Raw genomic sequence first — 15,427 nt, forward strand, 5'->3', positions numbered from 1 at the left:
GGGTGCTCATGGGCCCGTCAGCGCAGCCCGATCCTGCTCGGCGACGATGCTCACGGCGAGCGAGTAGGCCGGCATCCCCGCCGTCACCAGGGACGTCTCGGCCACCCCCACGAGGTCGACCACCGACGCCCCGGCGCGCACAGCGCCCCGGGCGTGCAACCGGGCCGGGCCGGCATGGCCCAGGGCCACGAGCTGGGCGAAGTGCACCAGCTGCTGGACCCGGGGCTCGAGGGGGTTCTCCCGCAGCAGGACCCTGCGCAGCTCCTCGACGGCGTCGACCGCGTCGAGCCGACCGGTCGCCGTCGCCACCGTCAGACGCTCCTCGATCCCGACGGGCACACTGCCGAACGTGCGGCGGTAGTGCTCCCGGACGGCCTCTGCGCGGGTGCCGTCCACCCCCGAGGTCACGACCGGGCCCGGGTCATGGACTCCACCACAGCCTCCAGCGCACCGTCGGGGAAGTCGACGGCCCCACCGAGCGCGGCCGCGGCGAGCTCCGCCTCGGCGGACTCCTCGATGGCAACGACCAGTCGCGCCGCAGCGACCGGGTCAGGCCCGAACGCCAACAGGCCGTGGTTGGCCAGCAGCACCGCCGACGTCGTGGGCTGGGTGGCCAGGACAGCGGAGATCCCCCGCACCGACGCACCCGACCCCCGAGGACCCCAGGGCACCACCGGGACAGGTTGCGCCTGCCCGAAGCGCAGCAGCGGCTCCGCACGGCACGGCAGCTCCTGGTTCGCGAGGGCGAAACCGGTCGCGGCCGGGGAGTGGGTGTGGATGATCGCCCCCACCTCCGGGCGCGCCCGGTAGACCACGGCGTGCATGTCCACGATCTCCGCGTTCTCCGCGGTCAGCTCACCGGCAACGACCTCACCGTCGAGGGTGAGCGTGGCCAGCTGGTCGGCGCGGAGGTCACGAACCGTGCCGCTGGTGGTCAGCAGGAAGGTGTCCTCGTCGATGCGGGCGCTCAGGTTGGCGTGCCCGGAGTGCGACATCACCGCAGCAGCGAACAGCAGGTCGACCGCGGCGAGGACCGACCGCCGCCCCTCGGCGTCGAGGGACGCCGCCTCAACCACTTCATCTGTAGTCATGTCTACAACTGTGCCAGGGTCGCTCACCCGGTGCCACCCCGGGAGACGACCCGGCACCAACGCCACGCGACGAGGACGACAGCCGCCTCACGAACGCGACGACGCCCAGCGCGCCGTCGTCCACTCCACCGGTCGCAGGCGGTCCCGACGGGCTCGACCCATCGTCGGGCACCCGGTCAGCCGCCGAAGAGCCCCGCGCGGGCGAACCAACGGACTTGCCCATAGAGGCAATGGGGCACGTCAACGAGCAACGGTGGTGGACGCACCACCCGGTGCGGCAGCCTCACCCGGCGACGCGACGACGACAAGCCACGCCGCCGCCAGGGCACGACCCGGGTCGCTACGGACGTAGGTATGCCCACCCGTCCCACTGACGCTGCGCGAGGTGCACCACGGCTGCAGGCACCACCTCGGTGGCCGGGTGAAGATCTCCAGCGGTGACACCGCGACCGGCCATGGTGTTGGCGCACGCGCTGAACATCACGAGCCCAGCGCCGTGCAGCTCGCTGACCTGCTCCCGCAGATCCGAGTCGGCAAGCACGAGATCCAGAGCCGGGCCATGGACCACGACGTCGACCCTCCGTGTGCCGTCGCCCGCTGCGACAAAGTTCGCGGCGTAGCGCAACACGGCGCGCAACGCATCCGGTTCGCCGCTGCTGGCGTGGATGACCAGACCCGGTCGCTGCTCATCTGTTCGCACGCTGCCCCTCCCCGTTACCCACCACGACCTTCCACTCCGAATGTACGTGCGCCTGTGTGGCCCATGGTCCAGGACACTGATCTTGCGCGCTGTCCTGCTGCGCGTGGCCCACGACTACCAGGAGTCTGCGACCCAGGCCGGCGCCTTATGGCCACAGACACTGCCGCACAACATGATTCGAAGCGCCGATAAGTGACGTTATGTCCGAAAGAGTGCGGCGGGTCGCATCTGGTGTGCTTCTCGCCCTCCTCTGATCGTGCGCCGGGGTTAGGCGATGGCTTCGAAGTGCAGCCGCAGCCCGAGGGCGTGGGAGACCTTGATGACGGTGGCGAGGCTGGGGTTGCCGTCGGCGGAGAGGGCCTTGTAGAGCCCTTCGCGGCTCATCCCCGCCTGCCGGGCGATCTGGCTGAAGTTCCGGGAGCGGGCGATCGAGCCCAGCGCCTGGGCGATGACCGTCGGGTCGTCGTCGGCCTCGTCGATGATCGCTTCCAGGTAGGCAGCCACGTCGTCGACGGTGTCGAGGTAGTTCGCCGTGTCGAACGGGGTGAAGGTTTCGGCGTCGGTGCTCATGGGTGTTCTCCTTGGGTGCGGTGCCAGCTGCGAGCAATGTCGTGGGCGGTTCTGATGTCCGCCTCCTGGGTGGACTTGTCCCCGCCGGTCAGCAGCACCACGAGCTGGGTGACGGAGCGCAGGTAGTACAGCCGGTACCCGGGGCCGTAGTCGATGCGCAGCTCGGAGACACCGTGGCCGACGGGTTTAACGTCCCCGGGGTTTCCGGCGGCCAACCGGTTGACCCGGACCAGAACACGAGCTGCGGCCCGACGATGCGGCCCGACGATCGGTGAGCTTGCGGAGCCACCGGTCGAACGTTGCTGACGTCACGACCTCCACCACATGTCAACCATAGTTAACAGTGCGGGGTGGGGCAACCCCGCCAGCACCAGAAACACCTGGTCGAGTCCCCGGTGGGGGTGCCCACGGTCCCGCGTCCTCGGCGAGGACGGGTGCTGCCAGCCCCCAGCCCGGCAGCGGCACCCCCTGCGGGGACCGCCGTTCTAGCGGGGCGCTGGCGGTTCCGTGCCGAGGACCTAGCGGTAGGCGCTGACCCAGTCGCTGGCAATGGCGTTCTGGGCGTCGGTGAGGGTCATGCGGTGGGCGCAGACCAGGTCGTGCAGGGCGGTCTCGAGCTTGTCCTTGGGGTTGGGGGCGGCACCCGGCTCGGGCCACAGGTTCTTCCTTCGTCGAGGCGAACAGGACGCAGCAGCGGTGGACGGGGCCTTCTCCCGCCCGCCGGTGGGGCTACCGGCCCATGTCGCGGGTCTTCGCCGCCGTCCGCCCCGGCGTCTTGGGGCGACGTTGTGAGCCCAAGCCCGGGGTGATGGTGCGGCCCGGGGTGCGGGTGTAGGACAGCCCGGCCTTCGCCACCTCCGGTGACCCGTCCTGCCACACCCCCTCGTGCTGGACCCGGTCGGTGCTGCGCCCGGCGGGCTCGGCCGACGCCCGCCCCGCGTCCTCGACCGCGCTCGGGCCGAAGTCGACCTCGGGGTGCTCGGCCCGCACCTGGTCGGGGTCGACTCCGCTGTCGCGGACCTGCTTGTCCAGCTCCACCCGCTGCGCCGGGTCGGCGTCGGGCTGCTGCGCGGCCGCCCATCGTTGCGCGAGCTCCACTGGGTCCTCCATCGCCACCGCCACCGACACCGACATCCCAGCCCCGGCGGCTGTGGTGGTCGTGTCCAACCTGCCGAGGGTGGCATCGAGCTGCCCCCGCTGGTTCGCCTCCCGCTCCCGGTCGCGGGCCTCGGACTCCATCCGCCGCATCTCCCGCACCGCCCGCTGCCGCTGCGCATCCGCGACCACCAGCGCCGCCGACAGCAACGCCTTGAAGGCTTGGCTCGTGTGCCGACCCGCTTCGACCGACTCGTCCTCGCTCAACTGCCCATCCCCCGCTCCGTGTCCCGCTCGTTGTTCCTGCGTACCCCGGGAACCGGCTGGTCCCCGGAAGCCACTCCGGGACTGATCCCGGTCCGTGCCGCCTGCCGCGCGGTGTCCATCACCCGCGCCATGGCCACCTGCTCCGGGGTCAGGACCGGGCCCAGCTCCACCGGTCCCCCAACCCGGGCCAGCGCCGCGGTGTTGCGCTCGGCCGCCGCCGCGGCGGCCCGGGCGAGCACCAGCCGCCCGGCCTGGGCGTGGGCCTGCGCGATGGACTCCGACAACCGCAGCACCTGCGTCAGCAGCACCGCCGTCCCCGCCCCCTCGGTAGTGGCCGCGGCGACCGAGAGCATCGCCCGCGCCGCCGTCTGCAACCCGCCCTCACCCACCGACGGACCCACGTGCCGGCCGGGGGTCTTCTCCACCGCCGCGCCCAGGGCATGCGCCGCCTGACCCACCCGCGCCCAGGTACCGCCGGGGCGTCCCTGGGCCGCGGCCGCGAGGACCCCGGCCCCGTCCCGGGCCGCCGCCGACCACGCTTGCGCGTCGCCCACCGGGACCGCCCGCAGCGCTTCCCGCACCTGGTGCACCGCCCGCGCCGCCGCCACCTCCTGGGTGTCGCCACCCGCGGTCAACCCCGGCCCCGGCCGTACCCGCCCCAACCGTGACGGGCCCGGCCGTGCCGCAGGGCTGTCGACGGCCCGCCACGCCGGCACCGCACCCGGGTCCGCGGTCCAGCCCGCCCGGAGTGCGGGCAGGGTCAGGTCGCGGCCGAGCTTGCCGCCCCCGAACCACACCAGGTCCTCCCCCGACCCCGGCGTCGACGGCCGCGCCACCGAGTACCCGACGACCGCGGTGCGCCCGGTCCCGGTGTCCCACCTCGGCCGCACGATCACCCCATGCTCACCGGCCATGGTCACGAACTCCGCCTCGGTGCGGGACGCGGTCCCGCAGGCCCGCACCACCCGGCGGAGCTTCTCCCGGTCGGACTCCTGGCGTGTGGTGTTCTGCCGCTGCACCTCCACCCGCGACAGGGGTGGGGTGCCCGCCCCCACGTCCCGGGTCCGGACCTCCAACCCGAACCGCGCCCGCATGTCGGTGGCCACCTCGCGCAGGGTCCGGTAGTCGTTGGACAGGTGCACTGCCCGCCCGTCCTCCCGGACCAGGGTGGCCTGCAGGTGGATGTGGTCGCGGCCCTCCGACGCCGCCCCGTGGTGCACGGCGATCCACCGGACCCCGGCCCGGGTGTCGGTCTCGGAGAATCCCAGCCGGTCAGCGACGGTGTGCGCAACGACCGCCCACTCCTCGTCGGTCAGGGTGCGGTCCTCGGCGTGGTTGCTGATCGACAGGTGGTAGACGTGCCGGGCCGGTCCCTGCTCCCCCACCAACCCGCGCAGCGTCTCCAGGGGTGCGTCGAGCTCGGCGGCGAGCAACGCCCGCTGCACCTCGTCCGGCCGCTCCAACCCCTCCCACGCACCCGACCACGCCGCCGCGATCCGCTGGTCGGTGTGCTCCTCCGCCCGACCCGGCCCGAACAGGTACTCCACCAGGCCGCGGGTGCGGGAGCCCTTCTTCGCCGCGGTGATCACCGCCGCACCTCCAGCCCAGGGAAGTACTCGACCAAGCCCTCGGCGTAGACGTCCAACCGCTCCAGCTCGGGCAGCAGAGCCGCGAGCACCGCGGCCGCGTTGCCCCGCACCTCACCGGTGCCCAAGGCAAAACGCGCGATGTCGTTGACGTTGCGACCCACCTTGTCCAGGCCCCGCCGGATCGCGAACAGCTCCACCAACAGCTGACGGGCCGTCGCCGGGTCCAACACCGGCGACTGAGCCGGGGCCAGCACCAGATCGGCGAGCAGCGCCGGCACCGTGCGCTGCACCGCGACCGCCCGGGCCTGCACCCGGGCGAACTCCTCATCACTGAACTTCACCACCGTCTTGTTCAGCCGCCCACCCTCCTGCCGGCGACGCCGCTTGCCCACCTGCGACACCCGCACCACCGCACACCCCCTGCCCTCGTCAACCCACCGGCTCCGCCGGCCTCCCTCGGCCCAGCGCAGCGTTCACACCCCAGTGTGACCCCACCCGGGCCCCCTGGCCAGGGGCGCACACCCTTTAGGGGTGCTGTTTGTATATCTTGCTCCGTGATGTGACGCCCCGGCGGCTCATCACGGAGCACTGGGCTCGTGGGCCAACCCAAGGGCTTGGTTCTGCCACGATGACCTCCCCGCGCCGGTAGTCTCCGCACAGACGACCCCGCATCAAGGGCGCCTCCGGCGTCGCTGCGTGATGGACCTACGGCCCACCCTGGACCCGGTGTCGTCTGCTCAGGAATGGCTTCATACGGGCAGGACGGCGGGCCACGGTTCTGACGCTTCACACACCAGGGGCGGGACCCATGACACAGACCGAGCAGCAGACCACTGGCAAGGCAGCCGCCGCGGCAGCGGCCAAGAAGATGCTGGTAGTGCGCATCGCGCTCGTTACCACCCTCGGCGACGCCATCGGCAACTACCGCCGAGCTGGTGACGCAGTGGCCACAGCGAAGTCCGCCCAGGAGACCGCCGCCCGGACCGCGCGTGCTGCCGCTATGGCCGGCGGCTGGACCGCCGCCGAGCTGCCCGACGCCGGACTGGTCGTTCCCGCAGAACCACGGCGCAGGAACTCGCCCAGTAGCGCCGAGAGCACGGTGGTTGAGCACGACCTCGGGTCTCAGGAGTGAGGCCGGCTAGGCCACGAAGTCCACGGGCGGGTGCGTCCACGCAGCCGTCATCTGAGGAACTTTCACCGTGGCGGGACGTTCTCGATGGTGCTCGTCAGGCGGCTGGTCAACCGACCTCAGTACGGCGTGTGGCGTGGGAGAAGAGTGCTGGCAGTTGCTCGTACTCACCCCACGACGACACTGTCCACATCGGCACCGTGTTCGCCGCCCGCAACGACCCTGAGTCGCCGGTCGCGCACGGTGTCCTGCTGCACGAGCTCGGTCATCGTCATCTGGGCCACCAACACCGGGCCGACTCCCTGCGCGCAGCGGTGCCGCCGCTGGCGATCTCGACCGTGGCCGTTGCTCTCGTTGCCGCCTCGATGGTCCAGGACCAGGCCAGCGCGTTTTGGACCATCCTCGTGTCCGGGATGTTGGTGGTCGGCTTGTGGATCCTGAGCCTGCAGGTGGGGCAGATCCTCGCATCGGATGCCACCGCAGGTACGAGCACGCCGCCGACGACGACGCCACCGACGTGTCCGCCTCCGACTCCCTGGCGGCGCTCTGCACCTACACAGCCCTGCGCCGGCCAGCGGCATGGCTGAGCCCGCACCCCACGCCGGCCGAGCGAGTTGCGCGGCAGAGCACACGCCTCCGGAACGACTAGTGTCCTACGCCGGTAGTACGCTCGTGGCCCTTCACGACTGGGTGCCTCAGCACCAACCAGTCGCGAAGGGTCGCGAGCCCCACGCGGTCAACGCCATACCCTCACCGGGAACCGCGAAGAGCCCCCACAGCAGCCGGAGGCTAGCCATGCAGCGACACCCACGAGTCCGCTCCCAGCCACCCCAAGGACTTCCCTGGTCGCTGCCCGATGAGCCTGATGTCGTCGCCGTGGACACGACGTGGGGAGAGGTGCAGCCCTGGGAGGCGGCGCCCGGGGTACGCACCATCGGCGAACTGGAACTTGTGGAGCTGGCAGGCAATGGGGCTGCGCTCATCGACTGCCGGGTGCCTGACTCCACCGGCGGCGTGAGCATCCCCGGAGCCGTCAGCGTGCCGCACGGAGAGGTCCTCGCCCGCCGCGCCGAACTCGACCCGGCGGGTTTGTCCATCCTGTTCTGCAACGGCCCGCAGTGCCCCCAATCACCGTGGGCGATCCATACCTTGGTCGAATCCGGCTTTCCGGCGCACGCCCTCATCTACTACCGCGGCGGCATGCACGACTGGGTCACCCTCGCCATGCCGACTCAGCCGACAGCCCTCCCGCCGGCATGATCGCGCTGGCCACCGCGCTAGTCGCGTTGTGGTACGCGCTCAGGGCAGCGGCGCGCTGGTCACCCCGCGCTGGCTCGGTGGTGACCCAGCTGAGTCCACATACTCGGAGGCTGCATGCCTGGGTGCTCTCGGCACCGGCAACGTTCACCTATATCGCTGTCTTTTCGGCATCGACCGTCATAGCCCGCGACGCACCCTCACACCTGATCAGCATGCTGACCGTGCGCCAGGGCACCAGCCCGACACGACTAGCGGCCGACCCCACGGTCCTGCTGACCAGCGCGCTGTGGGTCGCCAACGGAGGTGCCGCCTCGGGCCTGTACGCGGCGGTGTTCGCCACCGTGGTGGCATGGGCCGAACGCCGGTACGGGACACCGAGGATTGTGCTCATCGGCGCGGCCGGACACGTACTGGGGTCGCTGTTGACCGCGGTGATCTTGCAACGGGCGATCGCCAGCGGCTACCTATCCGACCGGTTGGCCCGCACCGCTGACGTCGGGGTGAGCTATGTGCTGGTCGCAGGCGTCGCCGCCGCCGTCATCCTCGTGCACGGTTGGCGCCGAACCGCGGGGGCAACGGCGCTCGCCGCTGCCTTGCTGATCCCGCTTGCGGTGAACCGCACCATCTGGGACCTCGGCCATGTCCTGGCCGCGCTGTGCGGCCTCGCGGCGGCCATGGTGTCGCTCGCCATCGCCCCCACCCGAGCCAGTAGCTGGCGTGAACCACCGCGCGGCGACCTCGACGCTCGTCCGCTCAGCGGGACACAGACCCCCTGAGGGCCGCAATGGCCCGATCTACGTCCGTGCCGGTGGTACTGATGTGAAATGCCAGGCGCAGCCGTCCCGCGCTAGGGTCGGAAGCATCCGTATCGAGTAGTGATCTAGTGACGTAGTTGGTGAGGATGCGGAAGACGGGGGCGGTGCCGCGGAGGTGCTCGAGGCCTCCGTTGACGGCCTCGGTAGGTCCGTGGACGCGCCGGGTCGGTCGAAGTAGACAGGGTCAGAGGTGGCGGCGGATCCGACGCCCGGTCACCTCGTCGGCCACGAGGCGGACCGCGGTCGACCGCTGCGCACCGGCCCAGGACTGGATGCCCAGCTCGTGGACCCCGGCGAGGGCGGTGGCGTCGGTCAGGAGCGCGCCATGGCCCCGCACCAACACACTCCACCCTTCACCGAGAGCATCGTCGAAGTGGTCCACCTCGACGGCAAGCGGGTGCCCCGACGTCATGGCCGCTGCCAGAGCACCATGACCGGTCTGGAACACGATCGCGTCGGCGACCGTCCGGAAGTTCATGGGCAACGCGAGCGGACCGTGGTCGTCGTCGAAGACCACCCGGCCGATGCCACCCCCACGAATGAGGTCCCAGCACGCCGCGGTGTCCAGGACCTCCAACCGGGGGGTTCCAGCGGGACGACCACCGCTGCCCACCGGGTGCCCGAAGCCGTGGCCCTGCAACGCGGCCACCGTCGTCGCGAGCACCGCAGCCAACCGGGACAACCCCCCCAGAGGGGCCACCGGCGACGACCCTTCCTCGAGGTAGCGCAGATACCCCGGGGCCATCCCCGCCCGATGAGCAACTTCTTCTCGGCTCAGCCCACGTTCGTCACGACGCTGCACGATCCGCCGGCCCAGGTCCCCCGCCTGCCCCCCAGCCCCGCCCGCAACACCAGCCCCGCCCGCAACACCAGCCTCGCCAACGACACGCACCGCGTCACCCGACGGACCGGGGTGCCCACCCGGTCTCCCGGTGTCGTGCAACGCGGGGTGTGCGTCGTTGGCGATGTCCAGCTCGTGCTGCAGCGCGAGTAGCGCAGCGATGCTCTCGTGCGGCGGTCCTGCTCCGGGCTGCGGTGGTGGGTTCGGTGCTGGTCTGGTCATGGGGTCGGCCTCCTCCGCTTGTGGTGCCTCTGTCAGTGTCCTCGCGCGGGGCCCCGAGGTCACAGAGCCGTTGGACCCCGATAAGGGCACACCGTCGCCGCTCACGTGCGGACACACCCCCCGCCCCGCGACGTCAGCCCGACACAGCCGCGAGCACGGCGTTCAGGCGGGTCGAGGCCTCATCAGCGAGGGTCGCCATGGCGGGCAGGGCGGTCACCGCGGCCATCAGCTGGGGGTCGAGGATCTGCACGGTGGAGCCGGCCCCGTCGCCACGGACCACGACGTTGCAGGGCAGCAGCACCCCGGTGGCGCGGTCGGCGTCGATCGCCTGCTCGGCCAGCACCGGGTTGCAGGCACCCAGGATGATGTAGGGCTCCATGTCCCTGTCCCGCTTGGACTTCATGGTGGCCTGCACGTCGATCTCGGTGAGCACCCCGAAGCCCTGGTCGGTCAGGGCGGCGCGGGTCGCGGCGAGAGCCTCGGCGTAGGGCAGGGCAACGGACACACTGTTCTGGTAAGTGAGCACGGTAGGGCCTCTCGTTCGGGTCGGACGCGGGTGGTACCGGGAGGCACGGGCGGAGACAGTTCAGCGCGGGCCGGGCGACGCACGCCAGGGCTCACCCCTGGTAGGACAGAACATCCATCATCCCGAGCTCGGCGTGGTAGGCGTTGTGGCAGTGCACCATCCACTGGCCAGGGTTGTCGGCCTGGACCTGTATCGCCATGGTCTGCATGGGCGCCACGATGATCGTGTCCTTGCGCACCCCGGGCCCCGAGGACGTCGCGGCCGCGAACGTGTGTCCGTGCAGGTGCATCGGGTGGAACATCATCGTCTGGTTGCGCAGCGTCAACGCGACCCGCTCCCCCGCGGCGACCAGGAGCGGCTGGTGGTCGGCGAAGGTGGCGCCGTTGATGAGCCACCGCCGCCCGCCGTCGGCCATCCCCAGCACCACGTCGTGCTCACGGTCAGGGGCGTGAGCCGGCAGTACGGCTGAGACGGTCGGGGCAAGATCGGCGTAGCTGAGCATGCGCCCACCGAGCTCGACCGGACGAGCCCCGACCACCGGTGCCGGGCCGCTGGCGCTGCGCAGCACCGCCAGGGCGGCCGGGTCACCCTTGCCCTCGGGCACGGCGACGATGGGGAACGCACCGTCCGCGACGGTAACCACCACGTCGTAACGCTCCCCCATCCCCAGCAGCAGGGTGTCGACCTCGACGGGCACCACCGGGAACCCGTCGGCGTGGGTGACGGTCAGACGGTGCCCACCCACGGCGAACCGGTAGGCGGTGTCACCACCGGCGTTGATCAACCGGAACCGGATCCGGTGCCCGGGCACCGACGTCACCGTCACCGGGTCCCGGGGCACGCGACCGTTGATCAGGTGCGCCGGGTACACGACGTCCCCGGTGTCAGCACCCAACGGCTGGGACGCAGACACACCACCCATCCCGCTGCCACCCATGCCGCTGCCGCTGCTCATGCCGTTCATGCCGCCGCCGCGCATGCCGTCGCGGCGCATCCGGTCGAGGTTGACCTGCGGGGAGTCACCCCAGCCGTCGGTCCAGTCATCCAGCACCATCACGACCTCCTCGTCATACCCGCCGGGCTCGTGGGGGTCGGCCACGATCAGCGCCGCCTGCATCCCCATGTCCAGCTGGATCCCGACGTGCGGGTGGAACCAGTACGTGCCCGGGTCTGGGACGGTGAACGCGTAGTCGACCCTGCCCCCGGGGGCAACAGGGTCCATGGTCAGCCCGGGCACCCCGTCCATGTCGTTGCGCAGGGCCACCCCGTGCCAGTGCACCGTGGTCGGGTCGGGCAACCCGTTGACCAGGGTCACCGCCAACCGGTCGCCAGCGTTCACCCGGATCTCCGGTCCGGGGACCGTGCCGTCGTAGGCCCAGGTGGACACGGTGCGCCCCCCGAGGTCCACCGTCACCGGGGCCGCGGTCAGCCGCCGGGTCACCGTGGTGCCCGTGAAGTGGCGGGCGGCTTCGGTGGCCGCCACCACCGCTGAACTAGGCCCCACCGGTGCACCCAGCCCCACCAACGTGGGTGCGGTGGGCTCGAACACCCGGACCCCGGCATAGCTACCACCGACCACCACAGCCCCCGCCGCGCCCAGCTGCAGGACCCTGCGTCGGGTGAGCCGCGGACTGGGGGTCGGCGGCGAGGACATCGGTTTCATGGGGCTCCTCAGCGGGGTTCAGGGGTCACCGCGAACCGCCCGTGACCGTCGGGGGATGACCCGAGGGCGCGGTATCGGACCCTGCCCGCGCCGCGCCTGGAGGCCGCAGCGCCGTGGCGCGGGCGGCGAGCCTAGAGCTGTTTCTGACCGTGCAGGGCGGCGAGGCGACCGGTGAACTCGGTCTCGTCGATGTCCCCGCGGGCGAATCGCTCAGCGAGCAGCTGCTGGGCGGTGCGATGCGCGGGAACCATGCCCCCCGCGACCCGGTCACGGCGTTCGGGCTGGCGGAACACCACGACGAGACCCGCGATGACCAGCCCCCAGAACACCAGCATGCCAACACCCATCAGCAGGTAGCCCCACCCGTTGCCGACGCCACCATCATTGCCGTACCAGAACATCATCGAACCTCCTCCTCGAAAGCACCCCGCGGGGGGCTACCGAACTCGCCTACCAACCGTTGATCGCGGCTGGCGTTGATCGCGGCTGGCGTTGATCGCGGCTGGCCACACACCACGGTGCCCGCAATGGTGCCTCGCAGGCAGAGCCCTACGTCCTGTCACCACGAGACCCAGGACACCGCAGGCTCACCCCGCCGCAGATAGCAAAGACGACCAGCGGGGTCGGACCTTGCCGGCGCGGTCCGAAGCCCGGTGTACCGCGCCCCGGTTTCCCTGCTCAGCTCCAGGCCCTGGCGGGGTCAGCCGTTGCTGCCGCCCACGCTGCCTCCTGGGCCACCGTTGCTGCCGCCGACGCTACCCATCATGGCGCCGGTTCCGTGCTGGCCGTTCATCATGGCGCTCATGCCGCCGGCCCCGGACATCATCTTCTCCATCTGGGGGCGCATCTGGTCGTGCATCTGCTGGGCGGCGGCCTGCTGGTCGGCGGGCAGCGTCGCGATCATCGTGGTCATCTGCGTGTCCATCTGGGCCTGCTGCTGCGTGTCCGTCGAGCTCGGCGGGGTAGGCGCCGGGGACGCCGAGGCGCTCGTGGCGCCGGCGATCAGGCCGAGGCCCAGCACTGCTGTCGCTGCTGCGGCCGCCAGACCTGTGCGTGTCCGCGTGTTCTTCATGGTGGTCACTCCTCATCGATTGGGGGTGGTGCTCGAACACCCCTGACGGTAGGTCCCGGTCATGGAGATCCTGTGAACCTGAGATGGGATTTGTGTGCGATCACGGGCAGGCGCACCAGGAACCGGCTGCCGTGTCCGGGGTCGCTGGTCACCGAGATCTCCCCGTCGTGCGCGGCGACGAGTCCGGCGACCACGGCCAGCCCGATGCCCGAGCCGCGACCGGTCGAGGTGGCACCCCGGAAGAACCGCTCGAACACGCGGGGAATGTCCTCGGCCGGGATACCCACCCCGGTGTCGGCCACCACGAGCTCGGCGTCCCCGCCAACGACCTGCAGGGTGACGGTGATGGTGCCACCGGTCGGGGTGAACTTCGTCGCGTTGGTCACCAGGTTGGTCACCACCTGCCGCAGCCGCACCGGGTCGGCCACCACGCTCACCTCGGCGAGGTCGCTGCGCATCTGAAGGCCCGACTCGGCGACATGAGCTCCCAGCCCGGCCAGGGTGTCGGCGACCAGCGGGGCCAGGGCCACCTCGCGCCGGTCCAGGGTGAAGCCGGCGGCGTCGGCGTCGGCGACGGTCTCCAGGTCCGCCACCAGGCGACCCAGCCGCAGCGCCTCCTCGTGCAGCGAGTCGATCACCTCAGGTTCCGGGGCGACCACCCCGTCCTGGACGGCTTCGAGGTGGCCCTGCAGGATGCTCACCCGGGCCCGCCGGTCGCGGTGACCGGCGGCGAGCTCGTCAGCCGCCGCGGTCAGCTCCAGGACCCGGGCGGTGATGCCCCGCGCGATCAGCAACCCGACGCCCAGCGCGACCACCCCCGCGGCCAGGGCCCCACCGAGCAGCGCCTGGTTAACCGAGGTGCGCAACGCCGACTTGCGGTGGGCGTGGTCACGTGGCGCTGGACCTGCGCCGGGGTGAAGGGTCGGCAGAGGTTGAGGTGGTTTTGGCGCGGCCAACTCGTCGCCGGGGGTAGAGCCTTCGGCAGTTGCGTTGGCCTCTTGACGCTGCCAGTGTCGAGGTTGTGCGTTGGCCCCAGGACGATGACGGCCCTCGACGCCACTACGACCTCGCCCGCCGCGACCACGCCGCTGACGAACGAGACCGGCTCGCCGACGACCGGGACCAGGATGCCTCCGGCCGTGACCAGGTCGCCGACGACCGGGACCGAGCCGCCGATATCCGCGACCACAACGCCGAGCTCCGCGACGACGACGCCGCCGACCGCGATACGGCCGCTGCCCTGACCGAGGCCGGGCTCGGGGCCGCCGTCACGGCCAACGCCGATCCACCAGGCCGAGGCCGGGCGTGAAGCCTCCGCCGGGGACCGGCGACACAGTCGGGACGACCGCGGCGACGGGGCCCGCGGACGCTTCGAAGCCGAGCGGGACCGCATGGCCTCCCACATTGACCGTGGTGCCGGCGCCCACGACCGCACCGCCGCAGCAGCCGCCGCCGCCGAGGATGCCGATGCGGATGCGGATGCGCCTGACCCCTGATCGGGCCGTGTGCACCCGGTGAACCGGACCAGCACCGCTGTGGCCCGCCCCCGTAGCGCGATCAGGTGCCGACGTGAACTGGAACAACCCCACACCCGCCGACATCGTCGAGCTACACCAGCTGAGGATCTCCTACGGGGGTCGGCGGGCGGGAAGCACCGTTCGGTGCGCACCCGTTTTTCTTACAGAACCCGCGGTGGCGGGAACCCCCGTCGCTACACCGACACCGCTGCCCCACGTCAAGGAGACGACGCGGGTTGCCGACACGGCGGTCGCCATCCGTCCTGTTCCGACGGAAAACGATCGAATACCGACATCTCCCGTCCGCACGATAACGACAGTTATCGTCCTGTTCGTCGTGGGCCACCGCCGCGATCAGTTCGCCTACGGACAGCCCGGCCCTCCAGAGGGCTTGGCCGAGCTGGTCGTTCTCTGCGGGTCCTCAAAGAATTCGACGATCACCGTGGCTGAGCTTGACGAGGCCCATCGCGTGGCCCTCAGTCGACGACCCGGAGGTTGCCGCGGCGACCCCGTGAGCGGGGGTCTGCCGGGAGCTGGTTCCAGTTCTCGATGTCGACCTGCACGAGCCGTTCCCCGACCGTCAGCTTGTCCGGGAACACCACCAGGGTGTGGCCTCGGCCTGTGGCGGCCGGCGCTACCAGGCCGTGAAGTCCGAGCTGGTGGGCGACGGCACTGACCTCCTGGCACCGGCGATAAGCACCACGGTCGTCTGTTGATGACTGGAGGACGTCCATGGGGATGTCAATCGTGACGCGCGCAGCGGCGGAGCGGAGGTCGAGCACCTCGTTGATCGCGACCGTGGCGCTCACGCACACGCGGGGCACGAAGGCACTGGCCGGCATCGGGTCCTCGACGGGGTCGACGAGGTGCCGGTAGGCCTCGACCACCACGGACTCCCGCGGGCGACCCAGGTACAACACCGGGAACCCGTCGGCTGTCCCCCACCGGCCGAGCGCCGTGTACCCCTCCAACGCGGTAGCGACGTGACGAGCGGCGAGGTGCCGCTCCCACGTCCCGTCGACGGTGGAACGAGGAGCTTCAGCGATGCGGTCGGCCAACGAGTCCATCGG

General features: G+C 71.1%; 20 protein-coding genes and 3 pseudogenes. 6 read left to right on the forward strand and 17 right to left on the reverse strand.

The window, feature by feature from the left end; all coding sequences use genetic code 11:
• Positions 1-6 precede the first annotated feature (6 nt).
• The 8 genes and pseudogenes from RHODO2019_RS18870 to RHODO2019_RS18905 form a co-directional block, all read right to left on the reverse strand.
• Entirely contained in the window at positions 7-396 is a 390-nt protein-coding gene (locus RHODO2019_RS18870) for a carboxymuconolactone decarboxylase family protein (RefSeq protein ID WP_265385055.1), read from the reverse strand.
• Between the two features lie 8 nt (positions 397-404).
• Positions 405-1,091 (reverse strand): class II aldolase/adducin family protein, encoded by a 687-nt coding sequence (locus RHODO2019_RS18875; RefSeq protein WP_265385056.1) that lies wholly within the window; start codon positions 1,089-1,091, stop codon positions 405-407.
• 340 nt (positions 1,092-1,431) lie between these two features.
• On the reverse strand, positions 1,432-1,791 hold the full coding sequence (locus tag RHODO2019_RS18880) for a DsrE family protein (RefSeq protein ID WP_265385057.1): 360 nt from the start codon (positions 1,789-1,791) through the stop codon (positions 1,432-1,434).
• A 267-nt stretch (positions 1,792-2,058) separates the two neighbouring features.
• Positions 2,059-2,361: an addiction module antidote protein gene (locus tag RHODO2019_RS18885; protein ID WP_265385058.1), complete on the reverse strand. Its 303-nt coding sequence runs from the start codon at positions 2,359-2,361 to the stop codon at positions 2,059-2,061.
• Positions 2,358-2,685: pseudogene (locus RHODO2019_RS18890) on the reverse strand (type II toxin-antitoxin system RelE/ParE family toxin). Before RHODO2019_RS18890 ends, RHODO2019_RS18885 begins: the two are co-directional and overlap by 4 nt.
• Before the next feature lie 405 nt (positions 2,686-3,090).
• Positions 3,091-3,723 carry a hypothetical protein gene (locus RHODO2019_RS18895; RefSeq protein WP_265385059.1) on the reverse strand — a complete coding sequence of 211 codons (633 nt, stop codon included), beginning with the start codon at positions 3,721-3,723 and terminating at the stop codon, positions 3,091-3,093.
• A complete protein-coding gene (locus RHODO2019_RS18900; RefSeq protein ID WP_265385060.1) occupies positions 3,720-5,312 on the reverse strand; it encodes a relaxase/mobilization nuclease domain-containing protein in 1,593 nt (530 codons plus the stop codon). The genes RHODO2019_RS18895 and RHODO2019_RS18900 overlap by 4 nt, the downstream gene beginning before the upstream one ends.
• The gene (locus tag RHODO2019_RS18905) at positions 5,309-5,719 is read right to left on the reverse strand and encodes a hypothetical protein (RefSeq protein WP_265385061.1); all 411 of its coding nucleotides are present in this window, start codon (positions 5,717-5,719) and stop codon (positions 5,309-5,311) included. Before RHODO2019_RS18905 ends, RHODO2019_RS18900 begins: the two co-directional genes overlap by 4 nt.
• A gap of 401 nt (positions 5,720-6,120) precedes the next feature.
• Here RHODO2019_RS18905 and RHODO2019_RS18910 point away from each other — a divergent pair, with 401 nt between their 5' ends.
• The 4 genes from RHODO2019_RS18910 (at position 6,121) to RHODO2019_RS18925 (ending at position 8,477) form a co-directional block, all read left to right on the forward strand.
• On the forward strand, positions 6,121-6,444 hold the full coding sequence (locus RHODO2019_RS18910) for a hypothetical protein (protein WP_265385062.1): 324 nt from the start codon (positions 6,121-6,123) through the stop codon (positions 6,442-6,444).
• A 197-nt stretch (positions 6,445-6,641) separates the two neighbouring features.
• Positions 6,642-7,028, forward strand: a complete 387-nt coding sequence (locus RHODO2019_RS18915) for a hypothetical protein (RefSeq protein WP_265385063.1) — start codon at positions 6,642-6,644, stop codon at positions 7,026-7,028.
• A gap of 289 nt (positions 7,029-7,317) precedes the next feature.
• The gene (locus tag RHODO2019_RS18920; protein WP_354005616.1) at positions 7,318-7,701 is read left to right on the forward strand and encodes a rhodanese-like domain-containing protein; all 384 of its coding nucleotides are present in this window, start codon (positions 7,318-7,320) and stop codon (positions 7,699-7,701) included.
• Positions 7,698-8,477, forward strand: coding sequence for a rhomboid-like protein (locus RHODO2019_RS18925; RefSeq protein WP_265385065.1), 780 nt, complete (start codon positions 7,698-7,700; stop codon positions 8,475-8,477). Before RHODO2019_RS18920 ends, RHODO2019_RS18925 begins: the two co-directional genes overlap by 4 nt.
• Positions 8,478-8,550: 73 nt before the next feature.
• Here RHODO2019_RS18925 and RHODO2019_RS19450 read toward each other — a convergent pair.
• From RHODO2019_RS19450 to RHODO2019_RS18935, 3 genes and pseudogenes are all read right to left on the reverse strand, one after another.
• Positions 8,551-8,693 (reverse strand): annotated as a pseudogene (locus RHODO2019_RS19450) (ISL3 family transposase); the annotation flags it as partial.
• Between the two features lie 7 nt (positions 8,694-8,700).
• Positions 8,701-9,216 (reverse strand): pyridoxamine 5'-phosphate oxidase family protein, encoded by a 516-nt coding sequence (locus RHODO2019_RS18930; protein ID WP_265385141.1) that lies wholly within the window; start codon positions 9,214-9,216, stop codon positions 8,701-8,703.
• A gap of 3 nt (positions 9,217-9,219) precedes the next feature.
• A pseudogene (locus RHODO2019_RS18935) lies at positions 9,220-9,318 on the reverse strand (helix-turn-helix domain-containing protein); the annotation flags it as partial.
• Here RHODO2019_RS18935 and RHODO2019_RS18940 point away from each other — a divergent pair.
• The gene (locus tag RHODO2019_RS18940) at positions 9,271-9,510 is read left to right on the forward strand and encodes a hypothetical protein (protein ID WP_265385142.1); all 240 of its coding nucleotides are present in this window, start codon (positions 9,271-9,273) and stop codon (positions 9,508-9,510) included. The pseudogene RHODO2019_RS18935 and the gene RHODO2019_RS18940 overlap by 48 nt on opposite strands.
• Before the next feature lie 202 nt (positions 9,511-9,712).
• Here the strand turns inward: RHODO2019_RS18940 and RHODO2019_RS18945 are convergent, their stop codons facing one another.
• The 5 genes from RHODO2019_RS18945 to RHODO2019_RS18965 all read right to left on the reverse strand — a co-directional run bounded on the left by RHODO2019_RS18945 (position 9,713) and on the right by RHODO2019_RS18965 (position 13,706).
• Positions 9,713-10,084, reverse strand: coding sequence for a DUF302 domain-containing protein (locus RHODO2019_RS18945; RefSeq protein WP_265385066.1), 372 nt, complete (start codon positions 10,082-10,084; stop codon positions 9,713-9,715).
• A 112-nt stretch (positions 10,085-10,196) separates the two neighbouring features.
• A complete protein-coding gene (locus RHODO2019_RS18950; protein ID WP_265385067.1) occupies positions 10,197-11,759 on the reverse strand; it encodes a multicopper oxidase family protein in 1,563 nt (520 codons plus the stop codon).
• 140 nt (positions 11,760-11,899) lie between these two features.
• The gene (locus RHODO2019_RS18955; RefSeq protein WP_265385068.1) at positions 11,900-12,172 is read right to left on the reverse strand and encodes an SHOCT domain-containing protein; all 273 of its coding nucleotides are present in this window, start codon (positions 12,170-12,172) and stop codon (positions 11,900-11,902) included.
• A 296-nt stretch (positions 12,173-12,468) separates the two neighbouring features.
• Positions 12,469-12,840 (reverse strand): hypothetical protein, encoded by a 372-nt coding sequence (locus RHODO2019_RS18960; protein WP_265385069.1) that lies wholly within the window; start codon positions 12,838-12,840, stop codon positions 12,469-12,471.
• 59 nt (positions 12,841-12,899) lie between these two features.
• Positions 12,900-13,706 carry a sensor histidine kinase gene (locus RHODO2019_RS18965; RefSeq protein WP_265385070.1) on the reverse strand — a complete coding sequence of 269 codons (807 nt, stop codon included), beginning with the start codon at positions 13,704-13,706 and terminating at the stop codon, positions 12,900-12,902.
• A 155-nt stretch (positions 13,707-13,861) separates the two neighbouring features.
• Between RHODO2019_RS18965 and RHODO2019_RS18970 the strand changes: the two genes are divergently transcribed.
• A complete protein-coding gene (locus RHODO2019_RS18970) occupies positions 13,862-14,149 on the forward strand; it encodes a hypothetical protein (protein WP_265385071.1) in 288 nt (95 codons plus the stop codon).
• A 684-nt stretch (positions 14,150-14,833) separates the two neighbouring features.
• Here the strand turns inward: RHODO2019_RS18970 and RHODO2019_RS18975 are convergent.
• The gene (locus RHODO2019_RS18975; protein ID WP_265385072.1) at positions 14,834-15,424 is read right to left on the reverse strand and encodes an RES family NAD+ phosphorylase; all 591 of its coding nucleotides are present in this window, start codon (positions 15,422-15,424) and stop codon (positions 14,834-14,836) included.
• Between the last annotated feature and the right edge of the window lie 3 nt (positions 15,425-15,427).

The sequence above is a fragment of the Rhodococcus antarcticus genome (assembly GCF_026153295.1).
In the GTDB taxonomy this organism is placed as follows: domain Bacteria; phylum Actinomycetota; class Actinomycetes; order Mycobacteriales; family Mycobacteriaceae; genus Rhodococcus_D; species Rhodococcus_D antarcticus.

Excerpts from the sequence above, each read along its gene's own strand:
- RHODO2019_RS18875 (WP_265385056.1), bottom strand. The coding sequence starts at position 1,091 with ATGACTACAGATGAAGTGGTTGAGGCGGCGTCCCTCGACGCCGAGGGG.
- RHODO2019_RS18885 (WP_265385058.1), bottom strand. The coding sequence starts at position 2,361 with ATGAGCACCGACGCCGAAACCTTCACCCCGTTCGACACGGCGAACTAC.
- RHODO2019_RS18910 (WP_265385062.1), top strand. The coding sequence starts at position 6,121 with ATGACACAGACCGAGCAGCAGACCACTGGCAAGGCAGCCGCCGCGGCA.
- RHODO2019_RS18925 (WP_265385065.1), top strand. The coding sequence starts at position 7,698 with ATGATCGCGCTGGCCACCGCGCTAGTCGCGTTGTGGTACGCGCTCAGG.
- RHODO2019_RS18940 (WP_265385142.1), top strand. The coding sequence starts at position 9,271 with ATGAGCAACTTCTTCTCGGCTCAGCCCACGTTCGTCACGACGCTGCAC.
- RHODO2019_RS18950 (WP_265385067.1), bottom strand. The coding sequence starts at position 11,759 with ATGTCCTCGCCGCCGACCCCCAGTCCGCGGCTCACCCGACGCAGGGTC.
- RHODO2019_RS18955 (WP_265385068.1), bottom strand. The coding sequence starts at position 12,172 with ATGATGTTCTGGTACGGCAATGATGGTGGCGTCGGCAACGGGTGGGGC.
- RHODO2019_RS18960 (WP_265385069.1), bottom strand. The coding sequence starts at position 12,840 with ATGAAGAACACGCGGACACGCACAGGTCTGGCGGCCGCAGCAGCGACA.
- RHODO2019_RS18975 (WP_265385072.1), bottom strand. The coding sequence starts at position 15,424 with ATGGACTCGTTGGCCGACCGCATCGCTGAAGCTCCTCGTTCCACCGTC.